Source organism: Aureisphaera sp., from assembly GCF_059726885.1.
Map to the genome: position 1 here is coordinate 1,804,705 of NZ_AP041051.1, position 20,809 is coordinate 1,825,513.

13 protein-coding genes are annotated in these 20,809 nt (G+C 41.2%); 6 read left to right on the plus strand and 7 right to left on the minus strand.

The features are described from left to right. Positions 1-53: 53 nt before the first annotated feature. Entirely contained in the window at positions 54-3,704 is a 3,651-nt protein-coding gene (locus AC6JAD_RS07880; RefSeq protein ID WP_497866246.1) for a beta strand repeat-containing protein, read from the minus strand. Between the two features lie 229 nt (positions 3,705-3,933). Continuing rightward, positions 3,934-4,677: a LytR/AlgR family response regulator transcription factor gene (locus AC6JAD_RS07885; protein ID WP_461304694.1), complete on the minus strand. Its 744-nt coding sequence runs from the start codon at positions 4,675-4,677 to the stop codon at positions 3,934-3,936. 465 nt (positions 4,678-5,142) lie between these two features. Here AC6JAD_RS07885 and AC6JAD_RS07890 point away from each other — a divergent pair, with 465 nt between their 5' ends. Next, positions 5,143-8,628 carry a two-component regulator propeller domain-containing protein gene (locus tag AC6JAD_RS07890; protein ID WP_461304695.1) on the plus strand — a complete coding sequence of 1,162 codons (3,486 nt, stop codon included), beginning with the start codon at positions 5,143-5,145 and terminating at the stop codon, positions 8,626-8,628. Positions 8,629-8,713: 85 nt separating this feature from the next. Beyond that, entirely contained in the window at positions 8,714-9,472 is a 759-nt protein-coding gene (locus AC6JAD_RS07895; RefSeq protein WP_461304696.1) for a LytR/AlgR family response regulator transcription factor, read from the plus strand. Between the two features lie 7 nt (positions 9,473-9,479). On the opposite strand, the gene AC6JAD_RS07900 is transcribed toward AC6JAD_RS07895, so the two are convergent. Beyond that, positions 9,480-10,391, minus strand: a complete 912-nt coding sequence (locus AC6JAD_RS07900; protein ID WP_461304697.1) for a hypothetical protein — start codon at positions 10,389-10,391, stop codon at positions 9,480-9,482. Positions 10,392-10,557: 166 nt separating this feature from the next. Next, entirely contained in the window at positions 10,558-11,061 is a 504-nt protein-coding gene (locus AC6JAD_RS07905) for a CAP domain-containing protein (RefSeq protein WP_461304698.1), read from the minus strand. Between the two features lie 152 nt (positions 11,062-11,213). On the opposite strand from AC6JAD_RS07905, the gene AC6JAD_RS07910 reads away from it, so the two are divergent. The 4 genes from AC6JAD_RS07910 (at position 11,214) to AC6JAD_RS07925 (ending at position 14,919) form a co-directional block, all read left to right on the plus strand. Continuing rightward, on the plus strand, positions 11,214-12,110 hold the full coding sequence (locus tag AC6JAD_RS07910; protein ID WP_461304699.1) for a S66 peptidase family protein: 897 nt from the start codon (positions 11,214-11,216) through the stop codon (positions 12,108-12,110). A gap of 14 nt (positions 12,111-12,124) precedes the next feature. Then, positions 12,125-12,484, plus strand: a complete 360-nt coding sequence (locus AC6JAD_RS07915; RefSeq protein ID WP_461304700.1) for a YraN family protein — start codon at positions 12,125-12,127, stop codon at positions 12,482-12,484. A gap of 112 nt (positions 12,485-12,596) precedes the next feature. Continuing rightward, positions 12,597-13,712, plus strand: coding sequence for a helix-turn-helix domain-containing protein (locus tag AC6JAD_RS07920; protein ID WP_461304701.1), 1,116 nt, complete (start codon positions 12,597-12,599; stop codon positions 13,710-13,712). Positions 13,713-13,794: 82 nt separating this feature from the next. After that, positions 13,795-14,919 (plus strand): virginiamycin B lyase family protein, encoded by a 1,125-nt coding sequence (locus AC6JAD_RS07925; RefSeq protein WP_461304702.1) that lies wholly within the window; start codon positions 13,795-13,797, stop codon positions 14,917-14,919. 39 nt (positions 14,920-14,958) lie between these two features. On the opposite strand, the gene AC6JAD_RS07930 is transcribed toward AC6JAD_RS07925, so the two are convergent. Genes AC6JAD_RS07930 through AC6JAD_RS07940 form a run of 3 tightly spaced genes read right to left on the minus strand, consistent with a single transcriptional unit; the run spans position 14,959 to position 20,771 of the window. Next, positions 14,959-16,290 carry a TlpA family protein disulfide reductase gene (locus AC6JAD_RS07930; RefSeq protein ID WP_461304703.1) on the minus strand — a complete coding sequence of 444 codons (1,332 nt, stop codon included), beginning with the start codon at positions 16,288-16,290 and terminating at the stop codon, positions 14,959-14,961. Positions 16,291-16,321: 31 nt separating this feature from the next. Beyond that, on the minus strand, positions 16,322-19,663 hold the full coding sequence (gene mfd, locus AC6JAD_RS07935; protein ID WP_461304704.1) for a transcription-repair coupling factor: 3,342 nt from the start codon (positions 19,661-19,663) through the stop codon (positions 16,322-16,324). 28 nt (positions 19,664-19,691) lie between these two features. Then, the gene (locus tag AC6JAD_RS07940; protein WP_461304705.1) at positions 19,692-20,771 is read right to left on the minus strand and encodes an aminotransferase class V-fold PLP-dependent enzyme; all 1,080 of its coding nucleotides are present in this window, start codon (positions 20,769-20,771) and stop codon (positions 19,692-19,694) included. Positions 20,772-20,809: the final 38 nt, after the last annotated feature.

The window sequence follows — 20,809 nt, forward strand, 5'->3', positions numbered from 1 at the left end:
CAGGACCATCCTTATAAGCCGAATCTCAATATAAATTCAGCTAACCAATTTATTTATAGCTTAATACGCAGTTCTCCTGTAGCCGTGCGGTAACAGTCTCCGGTGGTTAATCCGCCTACAATTGCAGCAGCTTCATCTGCAAATACCGGTAAACCAGTAAAGTTGATATCGGTAGCTTTTATGGTACCGTTTACTTCCAGTTTTTCGGTTGGTACTGGAACGCCTACCCCGACATTACCACTGGCTAAGGTTAGGGTTGCTGGATCACTCCACTCTCCATTAATGAAATTGAAATCCCCGTTGTTTTCCATCGATAATACGGAAGACGTATTTCCGTCTACGATATTCCAGAGTTTTACGGTATTTCTAAAGGTATTGTTACTATGAGCAAGGTTCGGGTAACGAACAAATAGGAATCTATTATCTTCCATTCTTGAGGTTCCATCCGAGACTTCAGCCGTAAAACCAGAATAATGAATCCCGGAGTTTCCTGTTATGATGGATCTGTTATTCGTTACACCACCGTTTTGGGAACCATAGTATTCGGCCCTTATTCCTCCAATGGTTTGTCCTGATCGAATTTTAAAAGGGCCGTTTCCTGAATTGCCGGAACCAATAACGGTCGTAAGGTTATAGTCTTCCCCTATGGCCATATTTCCATACCCATTGCTTCGAAGAATATGTAAGTCTTTTGTAGGATTGGCGGTTTTTATACCCACGTTTCCATTATCCAGCGCTACAAATTCGGTATCCACAGGTCGTGCCGTAGTACCATCACTTAAGGCACCTAATTCAATGCGTGCATCTGTAGGGTTGTTTATCCATTCGTCGTCGGTAAGGTCTGCTCCATTTAATAAATTTCCTACAGTACCACCTTCTTTAAGCTCACCTGTGGTGGCATCTGCTGTTACAATAACATCTGTAGCCAAGTCTGCGCCTGTAAGGTCGCTGACACGTACTTTACCGTTGACTTCTAACTTTTCGTTAGGGGTTGTGGTGCCTATACCAAGATTACCTGTAGCAAAATCTCCTTGCATTAATGGGGTAGCGTTAATGTTTCGTTGCTCTACGATAAACTGATTGGCGGTAGTATTACCCATACCTGCTTGATGTCCTATTGTTACTACATTATCTGCAGTATTACTTTCAGCAGCATTAACACCTAGCGCCGTCACATTTGATCCTGTATTAAACCTCGCAGCTCTGTATCCAAGGGCATTTACGTTAGTTCCGGTATTATCAATTCCGGATTGAAACCCTATTGTTGTCAAATTTGCCCCAGAGTTATTCGAACCAGCTCTAGCACCAATAATGGTTGCTCCAACGGCACTGTTATTAGCTGCGGCATTTGCTCCTAATACTGTTAAGTCCAATCCTGTATTGTTTGCTCCAGAATCTGAACCAACTACTGTAACATTACTTGCACTATTAGAGTTTGCTGCACCCCAACCAATTGCTGTAGTACTTGATCCTGCATTACTCAAACCAGCGTTAACACCCATAGCAACTACTCGAGCTCCAGTATTATTAGATGCTGCACTATTACCAACAGCTGTAGTTCCAGTAGCGGTATTGTTTAAACCTGCATTAACACCAAAAGTCGTTTCAAAACCTGTATGCGTATCTACAGGACGCCCTACAGATATTGACGTATTCTCTCCACTAATGGTTACGCCATCTATGATGGCATTACCAGCTACCTCCAGTCTTTCGGTAGGTAATACAGTACCGACACCCACATTACCATTCATATAATTAATGTCGGTGGAGGTAGGGTCTGCTGCTGCAGTACCATCAGGGTTTCTCCATGGCTCGGTAGGATCTGCAAGGGTAGCATCTATAAAAGCACCACCATCACTTCCTACGCCTACTGCATTGTTAGCATCTGTACTCACTACATTTGCTGTACTTGTGCCAGCATCCTCATCTGTATATGTAATGACACCTGTTGAATTGTCTTGTACCATGGAAGTTAAGGTCTCATGCTGCGCGATGATGGCCGCTATGTCCAGTACGGTGCTGTTCCCGTCCTCGTCGATATAGGTAATGGTACCTGCCGCGGTGTCTTGTGAGATGCTCGTTAGCGTCTCGAAGTTGGGGATCATGGCCCCAAGATCAAGTGCGTTTGCCGTCCCGTCCTCATCGTTGTAGGTAAGTATCCCCGTGGTAGGGTCGAATGTGGCAGAGGTCAGGGTCTCGTGCTGCGCGATGATGGCCGCGATGTCCAGTACGGTGCTGTTCCCGTCCTCGTCGATATAGGTAATGGTACCTGCCGCGGTGTCCTGTGAGATGCTCGTTAGCGTCTCGAAGTTGGGGATCATGGCCCCAAGATCAAGTGCGTTTGCCGTACCGTCCTCATCGTTGTAAGTAAGTATCCCCGTGGTAGGATCGAATGTGGCAGAGGTAAGGGTCTCGTGCTGCGCGATGATGGAGGCGATGTCCAGTACCGTGCTGTTCCCGTCCTCGTCGATATAGGTAATGGTACCTGCCGCGGTGTCCTGTGAGATGCTCGTTAGCGTCTCGAAGTTGGGGATCATGGCCCCAAGATCAAGTGCATTTGCCGTACCGTCCTCATCGTTGTAGGTAAGTATCCCCGTGGTAGGGTCGAATGTGGCAGAGGTCAGGGTCTCGTGCTGCGCGATGATGGCCGCGATGTCCAGCACCGTGCTGTTCCCGTCCTCGTCGATATAGGTAATGGTACCTGCCGCAGTATCCTGTGAGATACTGGTGAGCGTCTCGAAGTTAGGGATCATGGCCCCAAGGTCAAGTGCGTTTGCCGTACCGTCCTCATCGTTGTAGGTAAGTATCCCCGTGGTAGGGTCGAATGTGGCAGAGGTCAGGGTCTCGTGCTGCGCGATGATGGCCGCGATGTCCAGCACCGTGCTGTTCCCGTCCTCGTCTACATAGGTAATAGTACCTGCCGCAGTGTCCTGTGAGATACTGGTGAGCGTCTCGAAGTTGGGGATCATGGCCCCAAGGTCAAGCGCGTTTGCCGTACCGTCCTCATCGTTGTAGGTAAGTATCCCCGTGGTAGGGTCGAATGTGGCAGAGGTCAGGGTCTCGTGCTGCGCGATGATGGCGGCGATGTCCAGTACCGTGCTGTTCCCGTCCTCGTCTACATAGGTAATGGTCCCGGCCGCAGTATCCTGTGAGATACTGGTGAGCGTCTCGAAGTTGGGGATCATGGCCCCAAGATCAAGTGCGTTTGCCGTACCGTCCTCATCGTTGTAGGTAAGTATCCCCGTGGTAGGGTCGAATGTGGCAGAGGTCAGGGTCTCGTGCTGCGCGATGATGGCGGCGATGTCCAGTACCGTGCTGTTCCCGTCCTCATCGATATAGGTAATGGTGCCAGCCGCGGTGTCCTGTGAGATTAAGGTTAAGGTTTCATTTAACTCAATAAGCTCAATAACATCGTCTGCATTGGTAATGCGTTGCCATTTGGCACCATCCCAATAGTGATATCCAGGAGTAATGTCGTTTGCCACCGTATTGGTGTTATAGACCATAAGGCTTACTACATTCCCGTTAGCGATAGTTGTCACATCCGTACTACTGGTAAGTGGAATGCGAGGTATTAATATCCCTTTGTCGCTGGCTACTACATCTAATTGTGCCGAATTGTCTGGAAGCGGTGTGCCGATTCCAACCTGAGCGTAGATTGTTCCTATAGACATAAGGAACAGTAGCGTAATTAGTTTTTTCATAATGAACAATTAATTAAATATTATTAGTTTATTAAAAGGGGGCGCTAGCCCTAATTCTGGGAACAAAGAAAGGTTGCTTTTTGCAACGGTGTAAGTGAAAAGTAATAACCGAGTACATAGGTTTATGAACGGGCGATATAGGGAGTAGTCGTTAAAATGGGGTCTTTAAAAGCGACTTGGGTTCTGCAAGGATAAAACGGGCCTATGAAGGAAGTGGAGTAAGATGTAATCACTTTATCTTCAGGTGTTTCAGCAACAAATTGTATCGTCTTGTAGCGATGGGAAGGACGGTATTGTCCATTAAGGTGCAAGTAATGCCATTATCGTGTTGAATCCTTTTTACAAAGTTTAAATTGACCAAATACTTATAATGAATGCGGAAAAAAACACTACTTCCCATTTCAATTTCATAGATCCCCAAATTCTTGCTGGTAAGTTGCTGTTCCATATCATTAAAGTGGAAGATAGTGTATTTGCCTTTAGCTTCGCAGTAGACGATTTTTTCGAAAGGCACCATTCTAACACTTGACAGGGTGGATATGGGCAATACATTTTTTGGATACTTAAAAGTGGCGTTGAATTCGGGATCGGTAATTCTGGATTTAGAGATGAGATCCTGCAAGACCTTACTAATGGCATTTAATATTTTGTCAGCCTTAAGGGGCTCAATGACATAGCCCGCTACCCTAATTTTTATGGCCCAAAGGGCGAGCTTTTCGAATGGGCTTATCATAATGACCGCTATATTCTTGGCAATAGCCTCTTTTATAAAGGCTAGGGTTTTTTCATCATTCTTTCTTTGTTGAATAATTAAAATGTGCGTTTTCGATTTTTTTAGATACTTTCTTCCATCAGCTATGGAATTGGTGGTGGCCGAAATTTGGAGTATCGATTCATACATCCGTATACTTTCAACGATCAACCTTTCATCCTTCAGGAGCTTATAGATGACTAATACATTATATGTTTTCAATCTATTCTACTTTTACTAATTTGGAAGGATTTTGAAGGTCCATTCGCGACTTCGTGACCACAACCGAATTCTAAATAATTTAGAAAGATCAAGATTTATACGTTGCGATCAAATTGAAAAGTAATAACCGAACGTTTTCATGAATAAGTGTTCCATAAATTAGATTAACTGATTTATTGTGTCCAACTTTTCCATAAGGTTTTTTAGGTATGCGATGGGATAATTTGCCATGCCTTCTTTTTTTGTTGAAGCAAAATCAAGTGATGCATGCGGTGGTGAAAAGTGTTCTTGAAGTAATAAGTGTCTGTATGAATAAACGAACGTAAATCCTTGGACATCAAGGGCAATTTTAATCTGTAACGGTTATGGGACACACAGAATAATTGTATATTTCATCACTTTATGATCCTATGAATATAATACTCAACCTACTTGTCTTACGGGTTTACAATGAAAGATGATCTGATGAAAAAACTTCACTACTTTGCTTTTTTCCTACTGGGAGGATTGTTTGTACAATCCTGTTCTAACAGAATGGAACAGGTACCCCCTTCCGGTGGTACACTACATAATGTTTTAATTAGCAGGGAAGCACCCAAAGAAATTGAATTAAGCACCCTAGCAGTAGATACAAGCGCACAGCAAATTGTTGATATTACGCCACAAATAGTACCGTTTATCCCGGACAGTGTATTTGCGGCAAATAAGAACAAGGTACCCATACGATTTGAGAAAACCATTTCCCTAGACACTAACAGGTTTTGGAAGGGAACCCTAGGAAAGGACAGCGTACCCTTGCCCATTTCATATACGGTACCGAAGACAGGATATATTATAGTAGGAAAAGACAGTATACACGCACCCAAAACCCTAAGCGTCTCCCAGTCCGAATTTCATGATGTACGGCCTTTCGTAACTACTGGTAAAACAACATTCGATCTTGCGCACTTGGGAGTGGATCAGGGATGGCTATCGCCAAACACCGATATGGGTACCGAGGATTCTAAAGGGAATTTGTGGTTTATATCGAGTACAGGGTCACTTTTTAAATACGACGGGGTCTCCGTTGTAGATTATGCAGCCAATTTAGAGTCTGCTTTTCTGTCCTTCTATGATATGGCCATAGATCATGATGATACTATATGGATACGGAGCTATGCGGGCTTGGTTAAATTTGATGGGAACCAATTTACCATCTATGACTCCAAGATGTTTCGAAGGGACATTAGGGACATACAAGTGGATAGCAAAAACAATGTTTGGGTCGGCACAATCACTAACGGATTGATCAAAGTAGAATCGAGTGTAGTAAACGGTGAAGACCAAACTGCTTTTACACATTACAAAGTGAACCTAGAGAGTTTCAAGCTTTACGGCATTCGAACCATTCACGTTTTAGAAGACGATTCGCTATTGTTGGGCTGCGGGGCTGGACTCGTCTTTTTCGACGGATCCTCATTTTACAACCCTTTGGCATTCAATGATGCTATAGACCTGTCTTGGCTTGAAGGAATCGCCAAAGACAAGGATGGGTTTATATGGGTCGCCACATCGAATAACCTATATAAATACGACCCAAGTACCAATTTGCTGTACATGAATGAGCAAAGTTTCAAGGATGGAGAATTGAAAAGTCTTTATTTGGATTCTAAGAACCGCATTTGGATTACACAAATAGGAATGGGGTTGAGTGTTATAGAGAACGAATTTGTGACCAATCTCAACACCTCAAATGGATTGAGTACAAACACTGTGAATGGCTTTTTTGAAGATTCGCAAGGGAGTTTTTGGTTTGGATCGCAAGGTGTGGGGATTAGTAGATTGCATTACGACTCGTTCAGCTTGCTTCCTGTTAATTCGGAATTTGGTGAACAACCCATAGGTGAGATTTTTCAGGATACCCAAGGGAATGTTTGGATGGCCAAATGGAATGGAGGCCTGCTAAAATTTCGGGATGGGGTATACCACAGCTATTTTAAAAACAACCCCTATGAGGTTATGTCACTTTTTGAAGATTCCTTGGGAACACTCTGGATTGGATACGACGGTGGATTTTACGTACGCCAAGGGGACAAGCTGCATTTTTACGAAATGGCAAAAGGCTTCATGGAGTTGGCCGAGGACAGGAATGGTACTATGTGGGTGGGAACACACATGGGTTTGTATACATTTAGTGGGGATACATTAAAGTGGTTAGAAACCAATTCCGAAGAGTTTAACAATGCAAATGTAAACGATATCGAGGTTGATGATGCGGGTAGGTTATGGATTTCCACAAGTGCTGGTTTATTTATGTACGATATGGAAGCTCCAGACCAAATGACCCATATTAATGCATCTTCCAATCTTATATGTAATGATGCTGTTTTCGATGCCGACCGAAATCTTCTTGTAGCTACAAATCAAGGACTATTTAGGTTCGATACGAGTAGTAACCTTGAAGACCTAACAGAGCTTACCTATGTACCGTTTAGGAAATCCGATGGTCTAAGCAGCAACTATCTAACCAAAATACACGAGGACACCTCTGGGGATATTTGGGTAATCAGTGATACGGGGATCAATAGGATAGTATCAAACGGAAAGGATTATGAAAATACGATTATGAATTCTGAAACCGGTTATTACGGCGGTGTGGTTACCAGTATTTCCAATATTACCCACGAGGACCAAAATTCACTTTGGTTGGGTACTACGGACTATATCATTAAAAAGGACCTCGATTTAAATGAGGAAACCCATCATTCGCTACTTACCCAGTTGCAGGGTTTGGAAATCAACGAACAATCTATTCCTTACAATAATGGGCAAGATTCCCCCTTCTTGGAGTACTTTTCCAGTATGGATGAACTCTCTGAAGCCATTGGTCCAAAAGTTCCATTTTATGACTATCCAGAATTCTTACACCTTCCGTATACTTTAAACCATCTTAACTTTAAATTTTCAGCAGTCGATTGGAGTTCAAATTCCCATGTGCGTTACAGTCATATAATAGAAGGGTTAAGCACCAGTTGGAGCACACCTAGTATAGCTTCTGAAGTGGACTATAGAAACATTCCCCCGGGAGACTATGTATTTAAGGTAAAAGCATTCGATGAGATTGGTCGCGCAGGTGATACCTTTCAATATCCCTTTACTATTTTTCCGCCGTGGTGGTTAACCTGGTGGGCAAAATTGTTGGCTTTCTTGGCCGTTTTGGGAGTGGTACTTGCCTTGGTAAAGCTCAGAATATCCCTGCTTAGAAAATCGCTTAAAAAGGAAGAGGCATTTCAAATTAGGATTAAGGATCTGGAAGCCAAAGCCCTCATCGCACAGATGAACCCGCATTTTATATTCAATGCCTTGAACGGAATTCAAAGTGTTATGATATTGGAAGGGGAACGGGAAGCCAACAGGTATCTGGATTCCTTTTCCAAGTTACTGAGGCTTACCTTAGAAGTGAGTAGTTCTTCTTACATTACTTTGAAAGACGAGATAGCATATCTCAAATCGTATTTGCAGTTGGAAGAGATGCGATTGGACGGAAACCTAGAGGTCATATTCAATGTGGACGAAGACCTCGATTTACAGGGGATTAAGATTCCCCGTATGTTGTTTCAACCCATAATAGAAAATGCCATTATTCATGGCTTGATACCAAAAAAGGAGGATAGGGTTCTTCATATCTCTTTTTACGGTGATGGGAGTTATTTAACAGGCGAGGTTAGGGATAATGGAATAGGTCGGGAGGCTGCTGCCAAAAGAAAAGCATCGCGCAAAGTAAGTCATAAATCCTGGGCGACCCGAATCATGGCAGAGCGCATAAAAATTAGGAACAGTTTGCATGAGCAACAACTCAGTTTTAAGATTGAAGATATTTATAAAGGGGAAATGCCTGCGGGAACAAGGGTGCGTTTAGAAATTCCTGTAATGCAAATAGATACCTCTCCCGCTTTACAGATTGTCGGATAAAGGGATATTTTGAAAGAAAACACATATTCCTCATTTCTTCTAATGAACTGATTTTATTACATTTATTCGTTCTGACCTCCGAAATATGAAAAGAATAAAAACGGTCTTAATTGATGATGAAGGTAAAAATCTCAAAATTCTTGAGCACTTTTTAAGTACCTATTGCCCACAAGTAGCAGTAGTAGGTCAAGCTCAAACGAAAAGTGATGCCAAGGATATTATTGATAGGGAACAACCCGAATTAATATTTCTGGATATATTATTGGATGAGGGCACGGGATTTGACGTTCTGGAGGAAGTACAGCACAAAAAAGCCAAGATTATTTTTGTTACTTCTTATGCGGAATATGCAGTGAAAGCTTTTAAGTACTGTGCAGTAGATTATTTGCTCAAGCCCCTGTCTATAGAAGATCTTATACTTGCAGTAAATAAAGCATACAGTGATATTGAGAGAGAATGGTATACTTCTTCAGATCAAATAGAACAGCTTACTTCTTCCATAAACGATTCCTCTGCACTCGACTTTATTGCCGTACCTTCAATGGATAAGATCGAGTTTCTCAAAATAAAGGATATCATATACCTTAAATCGGAAGGAAGGTATACAGAGTTTTACCTAAGTACAGGTGTTAAGATAATGTCCTCCAAAAATTTAGGGGAGTTCGAAAGCATTGTTGATAAAAATGTCTTTTTTCGGATCCACAAAAGCTATATGGTTAATTTAAGTCATGTTGCCAATATTAATAAGGTGGATGGCAGTTATTGTGAAATGAGTAATAATGTGTCCCTGCCAATCGCAAAGAGAAGGCATGATGCATTCAGTAAGTTTCTGCGTATCAAATAATTGGATACTAGTCCATTATGGTGAAGTTTCGATGCGAAAAGTTCACATTCGCTACCACAAAATTCTCTAAAGCAGTAGGGGAAATACCATCCCTAGCCCATTGAATTTTAAGTGTGTTAAATATACCTGGCGTAACTTGTACGGGTAGCATAACAAATTGTGCATTCCAAGCGGAACCAACAACTTCTCCCACCGTGTCGTCATAATCATAATCTGTTGCCAAGGAAGTTGTCCCGGCCTCTACAGAATTGGATGCCGTTACATTAACCAAGCGAAACAAGCCGTAACTCCCTACAGGTAAAGAGCCTGTTAAATCCATGGAACCGGATGCGCTAAACGAAACGAACACAGTCTCATGTTTAGGGACAAAAGTTATTGTCATATCAGGCATATCTGTATATGTTGTTGTATTAATGGAGACGTCTGTGGTTCCTTTAACAGCTTTGATATTATCACCCATTCTTTGGTGTTGATAGTTCAGCACTATCCAACGAGAATAGGTGGCATTGTATTGAAGGGTAACAGTGGCGTATTTCCCTACAAGGGACAGGGTTTCCTCGTCGGGGCAATAAATTCTATTATCTGCACTGGAAATGAAAAAATCATGATATAAGAACATTTGGTGATCGGTCGTGTTCTGAAGGGTAAGAATCTGGCCATCCGAGCCAGATTCTGGGATAATTCCTGAGATCCCAAAGGGACCTGTTGGACCTGTTATTCTGTAAAAAGAATAGGCCTCAGTTCCCAATGGAACATCGTTGTTGAAACCATTGTTTAAAGCCAAAGTTGGACCTTCCCTTAAAGAAAGGCCCCCATCTATATCTAGAGTGGTTTTAGGGTTCGTGTTTCCAATCCCAACCTGTGCATGCATCACTCCCCAGGTAGCGAACATAATAAAAAGACGAACACATAACTTCATAATCAATGCCATTTATATATACAAAAATAAGGGGCCTATCACTGGTATCCTCATGAAATGTAATAAGCGGACCCATTTCGGTATAAGGGTAACGTATATGGGATTAACTGCTTTTTTGGACTGGAGAATTTTACTTGTACAATGTATCCGTAATGTATTTGGGTTTTTATTTTCTGTAAAAGAGCTGTGTGAAATAGTACGTTCCCGAAGCGTCCTTCACAATACCATAACCACAATGTGTATAATTGCCTTCTAAGTTCTCCCTATGCCTTGGGCTATTAATCCATGCCCTTACAACCGATTCGGCATTTTCATACCCAAATGCCACATTTTCCCCTACCATATGTGCTCCCTTATCAATTAGTTCCCTGCGCCTTTCCCCAATGCGATCATGGCAAATTCTTTTAAGGTTGATCATATATTTGGTATGGGCAGTGGCCAATGCTGAAACAAGCCCTCGGTCCATTTCAACTTCCTCAAGCCCTTGGCTCGCTCTATGCTGGTTCATAAGTAGATGAATTGTATGGGCCATTTCCCAATCGGTCTCATTAACAATATGCAGGTTTATTAAATTTCTAGTGGTCTCTACAGGTGCCATATCTTCTTTCGAACAAGAACTAAGAAGTATAAGGAATACAGCCGAAAGTGTAACTAAAGATTGAATTTTCATGATTTGATCCTATTAAATTTGAGGGCAAATCAACTTCTAAAAGGCTAAAAGCCAAACCTATATGTAATAAACGGGGCATATCGTGAATAAACGGGAACAATGGATAGAAACAAAACAACTATTTTTATCTAATCATGTAGCGTTCGGTTTTTATGATTACACCTGCAATTCTTCAGAATGGAAATACGATTGGGATCTTATCTACGGCAAGGAAGATTTCCAGGAACGAACTTGAACCATTGTTGAACCTCCTTTCACAATGGGGGCTAACCTATACATTGGGCCGTACCATAGATGCAGAGGACCATCAATATGCTGGAAACGATGCCTTGAGGATTTCAGATTTTCAAGCTATGCTGGACGATCCTTCTATTAGGGCAATTTGGTGTGCCCGGGGCGGGTATGGTACAGTACGAATTATTGATTCCCTAGATTTTTCCAATTTCAAAAAACAACCAAAATGGATCATTGGATACAGTGACGTAACGGTTCTTCATAATCATGTACACGGCTTTGGCATAGAAACTTTGCATGCTAATATGGCCATAGATATCGATACTAAAACTGAGGAGACAAGAACGGGAATTCGAAAGATTCTTTTTGGTAAAAATTATAGAATTCAATACAAACCTGAGCATGGCCTGAACCGAAATGGCATGGCCAAGGGCGAATTGGTGGGAGGCAATCTTTCCTTACTTTATTCTTTGATAGGTAGTCCTTCCGATTTGGACACTGAGGATAAGATTCTATTTATTGAAGACTTGGACGAAATGCTGTATCACATTGATAGGATGATGCAGAATCTAAAAAGGAACGGCCGGTTGAAAAATTTGAAAGGTCTTATTGTTGGAGGGATGAACGATATGAAGGATAATACCATTCCTTTCGGCAAAACGGCGGAAGAAATTATTTGGGAAGCGGTACAGGAGTATGAATTCCCCGTTTGTTTCGGCTTTCCTGCAGGACATATTGCAGATAATCGTCCACTTATTCTTGGAAGGACGGTTGTGTTAGAAGTGAAGGAACTACAGGTCTCAATACAGTTTTAAAATATCTTGTTCCAATGGCGTATCACAATGAACTGGGGAAAATTGGAGAGGACATGGCTGTTGCGTTTTTGCTACAAGAAGGATATACCATTCTTGAAAGGAATTTTAGATACGATAAAGCAGAAATAGATGTCATAGCACAGATAGAGGATTTGATCGTTATTGTAGAGGTTAAAACCCGGAATAGTGCAGCATTTGGGAATCCACAAGAATTCGTCACACCTTCAAAAATTAAGTTGTTGGTAAAGGCAGCCAATGAGTATATGGTGTCGAATAACCTTGTTCATGAAGTCAGGTTTGATATCATTTCGGTGCTCAAGAATAAAACCTCCGAAAAAGTGGAACACTACCCGAACGCCTTTTATCATTTTTAGTAGGAGTGTTAAAATAGCCCTTCATTTATCTTTATAGCGTACGTTTGTACCCATTCGTACGCCCGATTTCAATGAAACGGGTACTTTTACATAAAACAGGCAATTACCTCCCATGTTTGAGTTGATCGATGTCATTATCCTAATAGGAATTAGCCAAGGAATCTTCCTTATGCTAACGATTTTACGAATTCCCCAAGCTAATAAACGGGCAAATTCCGTATTGGCAGTTCTTATTGGTATTGCCGCCTATATGCTCATAGGTCGATTTTTAATGGTTCGTCTACTTACCAAAGCGACCTTCTTTTATTCTTGGATATTCGATCTGCCATTATATCTCTTTGGTCCTTTGTTTTTTCTGTATACCAAGCGTTTATTGTTTCAGAACAAGGGTAAGAAGCGTTTTCCATTATGGCATTTTCTCCCTGGACTCATCTTTTTATTGTTGACCCTAACCTTATTTGTGGTATACAATCCGGATACCTATTACGAGACTTATCTTAAAGGTACTTTCAAAGTAATGTTCAATCTAATATTCGTATCGGCCATTGGTTCCAATCTTTATTATTTAATACGTTCCTTCGGAGTGCTGCGAGAATTTCGGAAAGATTCTAAAAATTCTTTTTCTTTCGACCAAAGCCCAGTAAGCTACCTCACGTATTTTCTCTCGGCTATTACCGTAATTATTATCATGTGGGCCCTCAGTTTTTTGAATAATTCAATATTCGATCGTTTTTTCAGTTGGATCACCTACGATTTGGTTTGGGCCATGATTCCCGTTTTTATTTTTGTGATTGGCTATTATAGTTTAAAACAACCTGACTTATTCAGGATTGTACGCGAAAAGGAAACCAAGGTTCAAAAGAAGAGGCTCAACGAAATGGAATCTAACTATTTAAAGGACAAGTTGGATAGCCTTATGACAGAGGAAAAGATTTATTTGGAAAGCGATCTCACTTTGGTAGATGTTTCAAAAAAACTCAATACCTCGAGCAACAATCTCTCTTGGCTTCTCAATAATGTGTACAAAACGACCTTTTATGACTTCATAAACAGGCACAGGGTAAAGGAGTTCCTGAAAAAAGTAGAGAATCAGGAACATTTACAACATACGATATTGGCGCTTTCACTGGATGTGGGATTTAAATCCAAGTCAACGTTCAACAAAGCTTTTAAGCTTACCATGAACGATACACCTAGCAATTACATAAAGAAACATCGGGCGGCTTAAGCTTTACGTCCTTCTGTGACCAGTCGGTCGATTCTTATACTTTCTGAAAGTAGGTTTGTGGCAACATTAAACTTTCAGGATTATGAAATTACAAACAATTACACTTTGCTTTTTGCTCATGACCTCCTTTTGGGTCACAGCACAGACCGTTACAACCTTTAGTGGAGGCACTCCAGATGATGCTATTGCCCTAGATAGTAATGGTAATATTTATGCATCTAACTATGTTGGGGATGCTGTTTTTAAATTCACACCTTCTGGTGATGTTGAATCATTTGTTACCGGCCTTAACACGCCCAACGGATTGGAATTTAACTCCAACGACGAGCTCTACGTGTGCGACGGACAAGGAAATACGATTTATAGGTACGATACTAGCGGTACCGAAATCGATGCCTATCCCATATCCGGTCATCCGTCGGGGATTTTGAAATCTCCAGATGATGAATCGATGTATTTTACAAGATATGTAGGTAATACGGTGAATAAATTGGAAACCGACGGCACGATTACCGTGATTTCCGATGCAGCAGATTTAAATGGTCCGGTAGGTTTGGCTAAGGATGAAAATGGCACCCTATATGTTGGAAATTACACCGATCGAAAAATATTCAGGATATTGGGTACTGGTGATTTGGAGTATATAGCACAGCTTCCAGCAGAGGGTGCCTTTCCTAACCTTGGCTTCATTACCTATGCCCAAGGCAAGATATGGGGAACCATATTGGGAAATCATAAGATCTATTGTATCGATCCAGATAATACAGATGTGTATACCGTTTTTGCAGGAAGTACTCAAGGAAGTACAGATGGAGATATATCTATCGCTACTTTTTCTAATCCCAACGGGATTGTATTCAATGATGCCCAGGACACGATGTATGTAACAGATTTTGGCCCAAAGAACCTCAGGATTATTAGTGGCATAACATTGGGTACAGATGAGGTTGCATTGCAGGAAAGTGCCATACAGCTTAGTCCGAACCCAGCTTTAGATCAGTTATTTTTGGAAGGGACTCTCATACAAGGAACCTATACAGTAGATATTTATAACACCACTGGACAACTGTTGTCACAACTGTCTATTAGTGCCATTGGGAATAGTATTTCTGAATCATTGAACATTTCCAATCTCAATGCTGGAATTTATTTTGTCAAGATTTCGGATGGAAATAGTTCCATAACCAAAAGGGTGATCAAAAAATAGTTGCATTTTCATGGCGCGGAATCCAGACCCTACATAGCGTTATTTTTCGGTCTTTTCCGGTGCGATTATTTCGATTAATTCTGGTAATCCTGATGGCTTTGCTGTCAGGATTTTATCATTATTCAAAACAAAGAAAGTAGGTGTCTGTGTAATACTGTAGGCTTTAGCGATATCATTATCCCACTTGCCCAAGCCCAAGATATGTTGAAACTCGGGATAGCGAAGTGTTTCGTTTTTCCAATCGTATTTGGTGTCTTCCATTCCTACGGCAACAACCTTGTATTCCTTCTCATCTAAGGTCTGTACGAACCGTTGTAATTTTGGCAACTCCTGAAGACAATGAGAACAACTACTACTCCAAAAAACCAATATATAGTTCTCTGCAACATCGTAATTGTAAAGTTCTTGCATTTCTATGGTGCCGCCTTTATCCATTTCCCACTTAAAATTGGGAACTAAGGAACCGATAGAAGTATTCTTGAAGTTTTCCAACTTCATGGCAACTTCGGTATCTCCCAAAGTTTTACAAAGTTGAAGTAGGTACTTCTCGGTCAGGTAATTAGCGCTTTTGGGCATTTCCTGAATCACCAACTTACCCCAAAGCTGATATAGGAGGTTTTTTTGAAAAGGCAATTCACTGTTCTGGACCAAATTAACAATGGCATCCAATTCACGATAGGAAGCGATTTCCGAATCCAATGAAAAAGTACCAATGTACTTCATGAAGCGATTCAATAAGAATCCTGAATTTTGTAGTACGGGATTATTGGGATCCATATATTTAAAAAACTCAAGGCGTCTATTTTCATGATATGCCTCGAAAGGTTCAAATGCAGAGGGGATATATTGTCTAGAGGCTATTACGAAGCTTTCGGCATAGGCTCCTTGAAGGGAGTCTTCCGCCGCTTTTTGCAATTGCTCTTTCTCTTTGTAAAGTTGCTGTATGCGTTCCTTATCTGGAATTTCAGAAGTATAAGCATTGGCGATATTTTGGTCAATAAGGAAATTGCTTTTAACGTAATCGTGATATACGCTGTTGTCTTTCGATTCGATAAAAGAGAGGCCGTCTGTTTTTGAAAATGCCAACTCAATATCCTCCATACCATTATAAATAATATCGAAGTTTTGCTCCTCTTGGGGTATCCCGTACACCAGTTTATACACTCCTTTGGTGACAGTGGAATCCAGTGTTAGGCTGAATTTCCCATCAGTTACTTTCCCATCGGTTACATATTTGTAATTATCGGAGTTTACTTTATACAGTATACACCAAGTAAATTGATCCGCTGGGGTAAAGCTTCCAGAAATCGTGTGTTGTGCTACACTCAACATGGGAATAAATAGGAGGGCTAGTAAAATTTTCTTCATCATATTCGTAAATATAGCAAACAATAAACAATGGTTATGCCAAAAATCGTCTTAGGCGTTGTAATATATCCTCTACGTTAGTTGCATTCTCTATGGTAAGCAATAACCGAAGTCCATTTCTAGTTTGTTTCTCCTTCATTTTAATGGTTCTGGGTTGGTTTTGAACCATCTGTAGTATCCTGCCAAAAGTGTCGGTCTGATAGAAATCACTTTGTTGATCACTAATAAAATAGCCCACAAATCGACCCTTTTTCATTACTACTCTTTCCAGTCCCATTTGTATAGCAATCCATTTAATTCGGACACTGTTCAAGAGATCAATAACCGGTTCCGGCAATGCACCAAACCTATCTATAAGGTCTTGTTGAAATTTCTGAAGTTCTGCTTCCTCTCGTAGTTCGCCCAAGCGATTGTAAAGGTTGAGTCGTTCCGTGATATTGTTCACATAATCATCTGGGAATAATAACTCGAAATCCGTATCCAATGTGGTTTCTTTCAGGAAACTTTTCTTCTCATGCTCCGTTCCTGCATATAGCTCTTTGAACTCCTTTTCTTTAAGCTCTTCTATAGCTTCTGAAAGTATTTTCTGGTAGGTTTCGAAACCAATTTCATTGATGAATCCGCTTTGTTCGCCTCCAAGGAGGTCTCCAGCACCGCGTATTTCCAAATCCTTCATGGCAATATTAAACCCACTGCCCAATTCCGTAAACTGCTCTAAGGCAGTGATTCGCTTGCGGGCATCATCGGTCATTGCAGAATAAGGTGGGGTAATGAAAAAACAGAATGCTTTTTTATTGCTCCTACCTACACGACCACGCATTTGATGCAGATCGCTCAAGCCAAAATTATTGGCATTATTAATGAAAATGGTGTTCGCATTGGGAACGTCGAGACCACTTTCTATAATAGTGGTAGATACCAGAACATCGAACTCATTGTTCATGAAGCCCAACATTAAAGACTCCAGTTTCTTTCCTTCCATTTGCCCATGCCCGATACCAATTTTTGCATCGGGAAGCAACCGTTGAATCATTCCAGCGACCTCTTTAATGTTTTCAATTCTGTTATGGACAAAATAGACTTGCCCTCCACGGGAAATTTCATAGCGTATGGCGTCACGAATAATTTCTTCCCCAAACCGAACGACCTGGGTTTCTACGGGATATCTATTGGGAGGGGGCGTGGTAATAACACTTAGATCCCTTGCCGCCATTAAACTGAACTGTAGTGTTCTTGGAATCGGTGTCGCCGTAAGGGTAAGGGTGTCTACATTTTCCTTAATGGTTTTTAACTTATCCTTCACTGCTACCCCAAACTTCTGTTCCTCATCAATAATGAGAAGCCCAAGGTCTTTAAATTCTACCGACTTATTCACTAATTGATGTGTTCCAATGACAATATCGAGCCTTCCATTTTTCAGTTTTTCCAGCACATCGCGACGCTGTTTGGTCGATCTAAAGCGATTCAGGTAGTCCACATTTACAGGCATTTCCTCGAGTCGTTCCGTAAAGGTTTTAAAATGCTGAAAGGCCAAAATTGTGGTGGGTACCAAAACCGCCACCTGTTTGCCATTGTCTACCGCTTTAAAGGCAGCACGAATAGCCACTTCTGTTTTTCCAAAACCAACATCCCCACAGACTAAGCGGTCCATAGGGCGCTCACTTTCCATATCCCTTTTTACATCGGCTGTAGAGGAAACCTGATCTGGTGTGTCTTCATAGATGAAAGAAGACTCCAACTCATGTTGCAAATAGCTGTCCGGAGCATATTGAAACCCTTTCTGTAGTCGCCTTTTCGCATATAATTCGATCAGGTTAAAGGCAATTTCCTTGACCCTTTTCTTGGTTTTCTGCTTAAGTTTTTTCCAGGCGGCACTCCCTAACTTATATATTTTGGGAGTGGTACCATCCTTGCCGTTGTATTTGGATATTTTATGAAGTGAGTGAATACTCAGGTATAAAATATCACGTTCGCCGTAAATCAATTTAATGGCCTCCTGAGTCTTTCCTTCCACCTCAATTTTTTGCAAGCCTCCAAATTTCCCGATACCATGATCAATATGCGTAACATAATCTCCCACTTCAAGATTGGTAAGCTCTTTTAAGGTAATGGCCTGCTTCTTAGCGTATCCGTTTTTGAGTTGAAACTTATGATAACGTTCAAAGATTTGATGGTCTGTATAGCAAGCATTTTTTTGATCGTGATCAATAAATCCCTGATATAAAGGGAACACGACTGTTTCGAATGCCTCTACGTGTTGTTCGGCATCTTCGAATATATCATGGAAGCGTTTGGCTTGTGCATCACTGCTGCAGAAAATATAATTTGTGTACCCTTTTTCCGAATTAGAATTAAGGTCTTCTATTAATAGGTTGAATTGTTTATTGAAAGATGGCTGCGGAACAATATTAAATGTAATATTGCTATGTAACGATGATTCTTTTTTATTGGTAAGAACTACAGATGTAAAATCTAAAAGCTGTTCTTTCAGTAGTGTTGAGGTACAAAACAGATCCTCTGGTGGACTTACCTTTACTTCTCCTTGGTTTTCTTCGTATGCATTTAAGGCTTTTCGGAAAAGTGTATCGATACTTCCGCTTAGTAACTCCTCATTTTTTAGTACCACCACTGTCTTGGCAGCAATGTACTTTAGGAAACTAGCCCTTTTTTCATCCAAAAATTTGTTTTCAACATTTGGGATGATGGAAATTTTCTTCAATGTTTCAAGGGATAACTGCGTTTCCACATCGAAAGTACGAATGCTTTCCACCTCGTCACCAAAGAATTCTATTCTGTAGGGCTCATCATTACTGAAACTAAACACATCCAAAATTCCACCTCGCACTGAGAACTCACCTGGTTCTGTGACAAAATCGACCCGTTTGAATTGGTACTCGAACATGACTTCATTCACAAAATCGATGGAAAGTTCGTCTTCCACGGTAATCTTTAATGTGTTTCGCTCTAGTTCTTTTCTAGTGACCACTTTTTCGAACAGAGCTTCTGGGTAGGTTACAATGAGGGCGGGTTTCTTTCTGGAATTGATTCGGTTAAGCACTTCCGATCGAAGTAGGACATTGGCATTGTCTGTTTCTTCAATTTGATAGGGCCTGCGGTAACTCCCTGGGTAGAACAATACGTTTTGGTCCCCCAAAAGGTTTTCCAAATCATTTAAATGGTAAGCAGCTTCTTCCTTGTCATTAAGGATGAATAACAAAGGAAGTTCAGTTCGCTTGTAGGTTTCTGCAATACACAACGAAAGGGAGGAACCAACCAAACCTGCGACCGTAGTGCTTTCTTTTTGGACAATAGCTTCCCCCAGTTTTCGGATTTCCGAAGACTGTTCAAAAAGCGATCGAACAAGGGCTTTGCTCATAGCCCGGCAAAGATAATGGAGTCTTCAATTATATGAAACAGGAAACCAATTTTTCTAGTTCCAAATGTGTATTGTACACATGGCAGGCGACCCTTATTGCATTTCCCCGGTAGGACACAAAAATTTTATGCTCCTTCAATCTCTTTTGAATGCTTTCCATTTTTGATATATCCTCTAAATAGATACCGAAAAGGTGATGGGTCCGATACGTTGCATCTTCAACGAAAAACCCTGCATCTTCCAAGGTTTTTAAAGGTGCCTCGCTAATGGATTTACAGTAGGCCTGAATATGTTCGGGTTTCCACCTTAATAATTGTTGGATACTTTCATTGAGCATTGGGGTTAGGATGAAATTGCTGGATTCACCCACATCATATCTTAGGGCTTTCGGTTTGAAGTCATAACTATAGTTTACCAAATTTCTGAAATCCTCACTTCCTACATGGTTCATCCAATTGTCTTCAATTGGAATACCTTCGTGAAAACGTTCTCCATAATAAGCGACTCCAAGGGAATAAGGCCCCAATAACCATTTGTACCCTCCGCAAATAAGTGCGTCGGGACGTATTTTATCAACCGAAAAAGGCAGGGCACCCACACTTTGGGTGCCGTCAATAATGAGATAAGCACCTACTTCATCGGCTTTCTTTCGAATCCCTTCCAGATCAAATCTAGTTCCATCCGTCCAATGCACATGGGGAAGGGCGATTACCTTGGTATTGGGTTGGATAGCTTCCAAAATGAGCTGATTCCATTTTTCCCCTCGGCCTTTCATAATGGGTGGCGCGGAGATAGAATGTATTTGGACATTTTTGGTATTTTCAAGGTGTTTCCAAGCATAGAAATTACTCGGAAATTGTTCTTCGAGTACAACAATGCCATCCCCTTGTTCAAATGGAATATTAGCCATAGCATTGGCAATACCATAGGAAACGGAAGGGATTATGGCAACACATGTTGGATCCGGACAATCGATTAATTCAGCAAAGCTTTTTCGAAGGACTTCCTTTTCGGTAAAGAAATCTTCTGCGGTAATCTCAAAAGGCCTGGATTTACGTTTTAGGTTCTCTATACCAATATGTTCAACAGATTTTAGCTGAGGTCCCATATACGCATGGTTAAGGTAGATGGGAGAGTCGGGTAGAT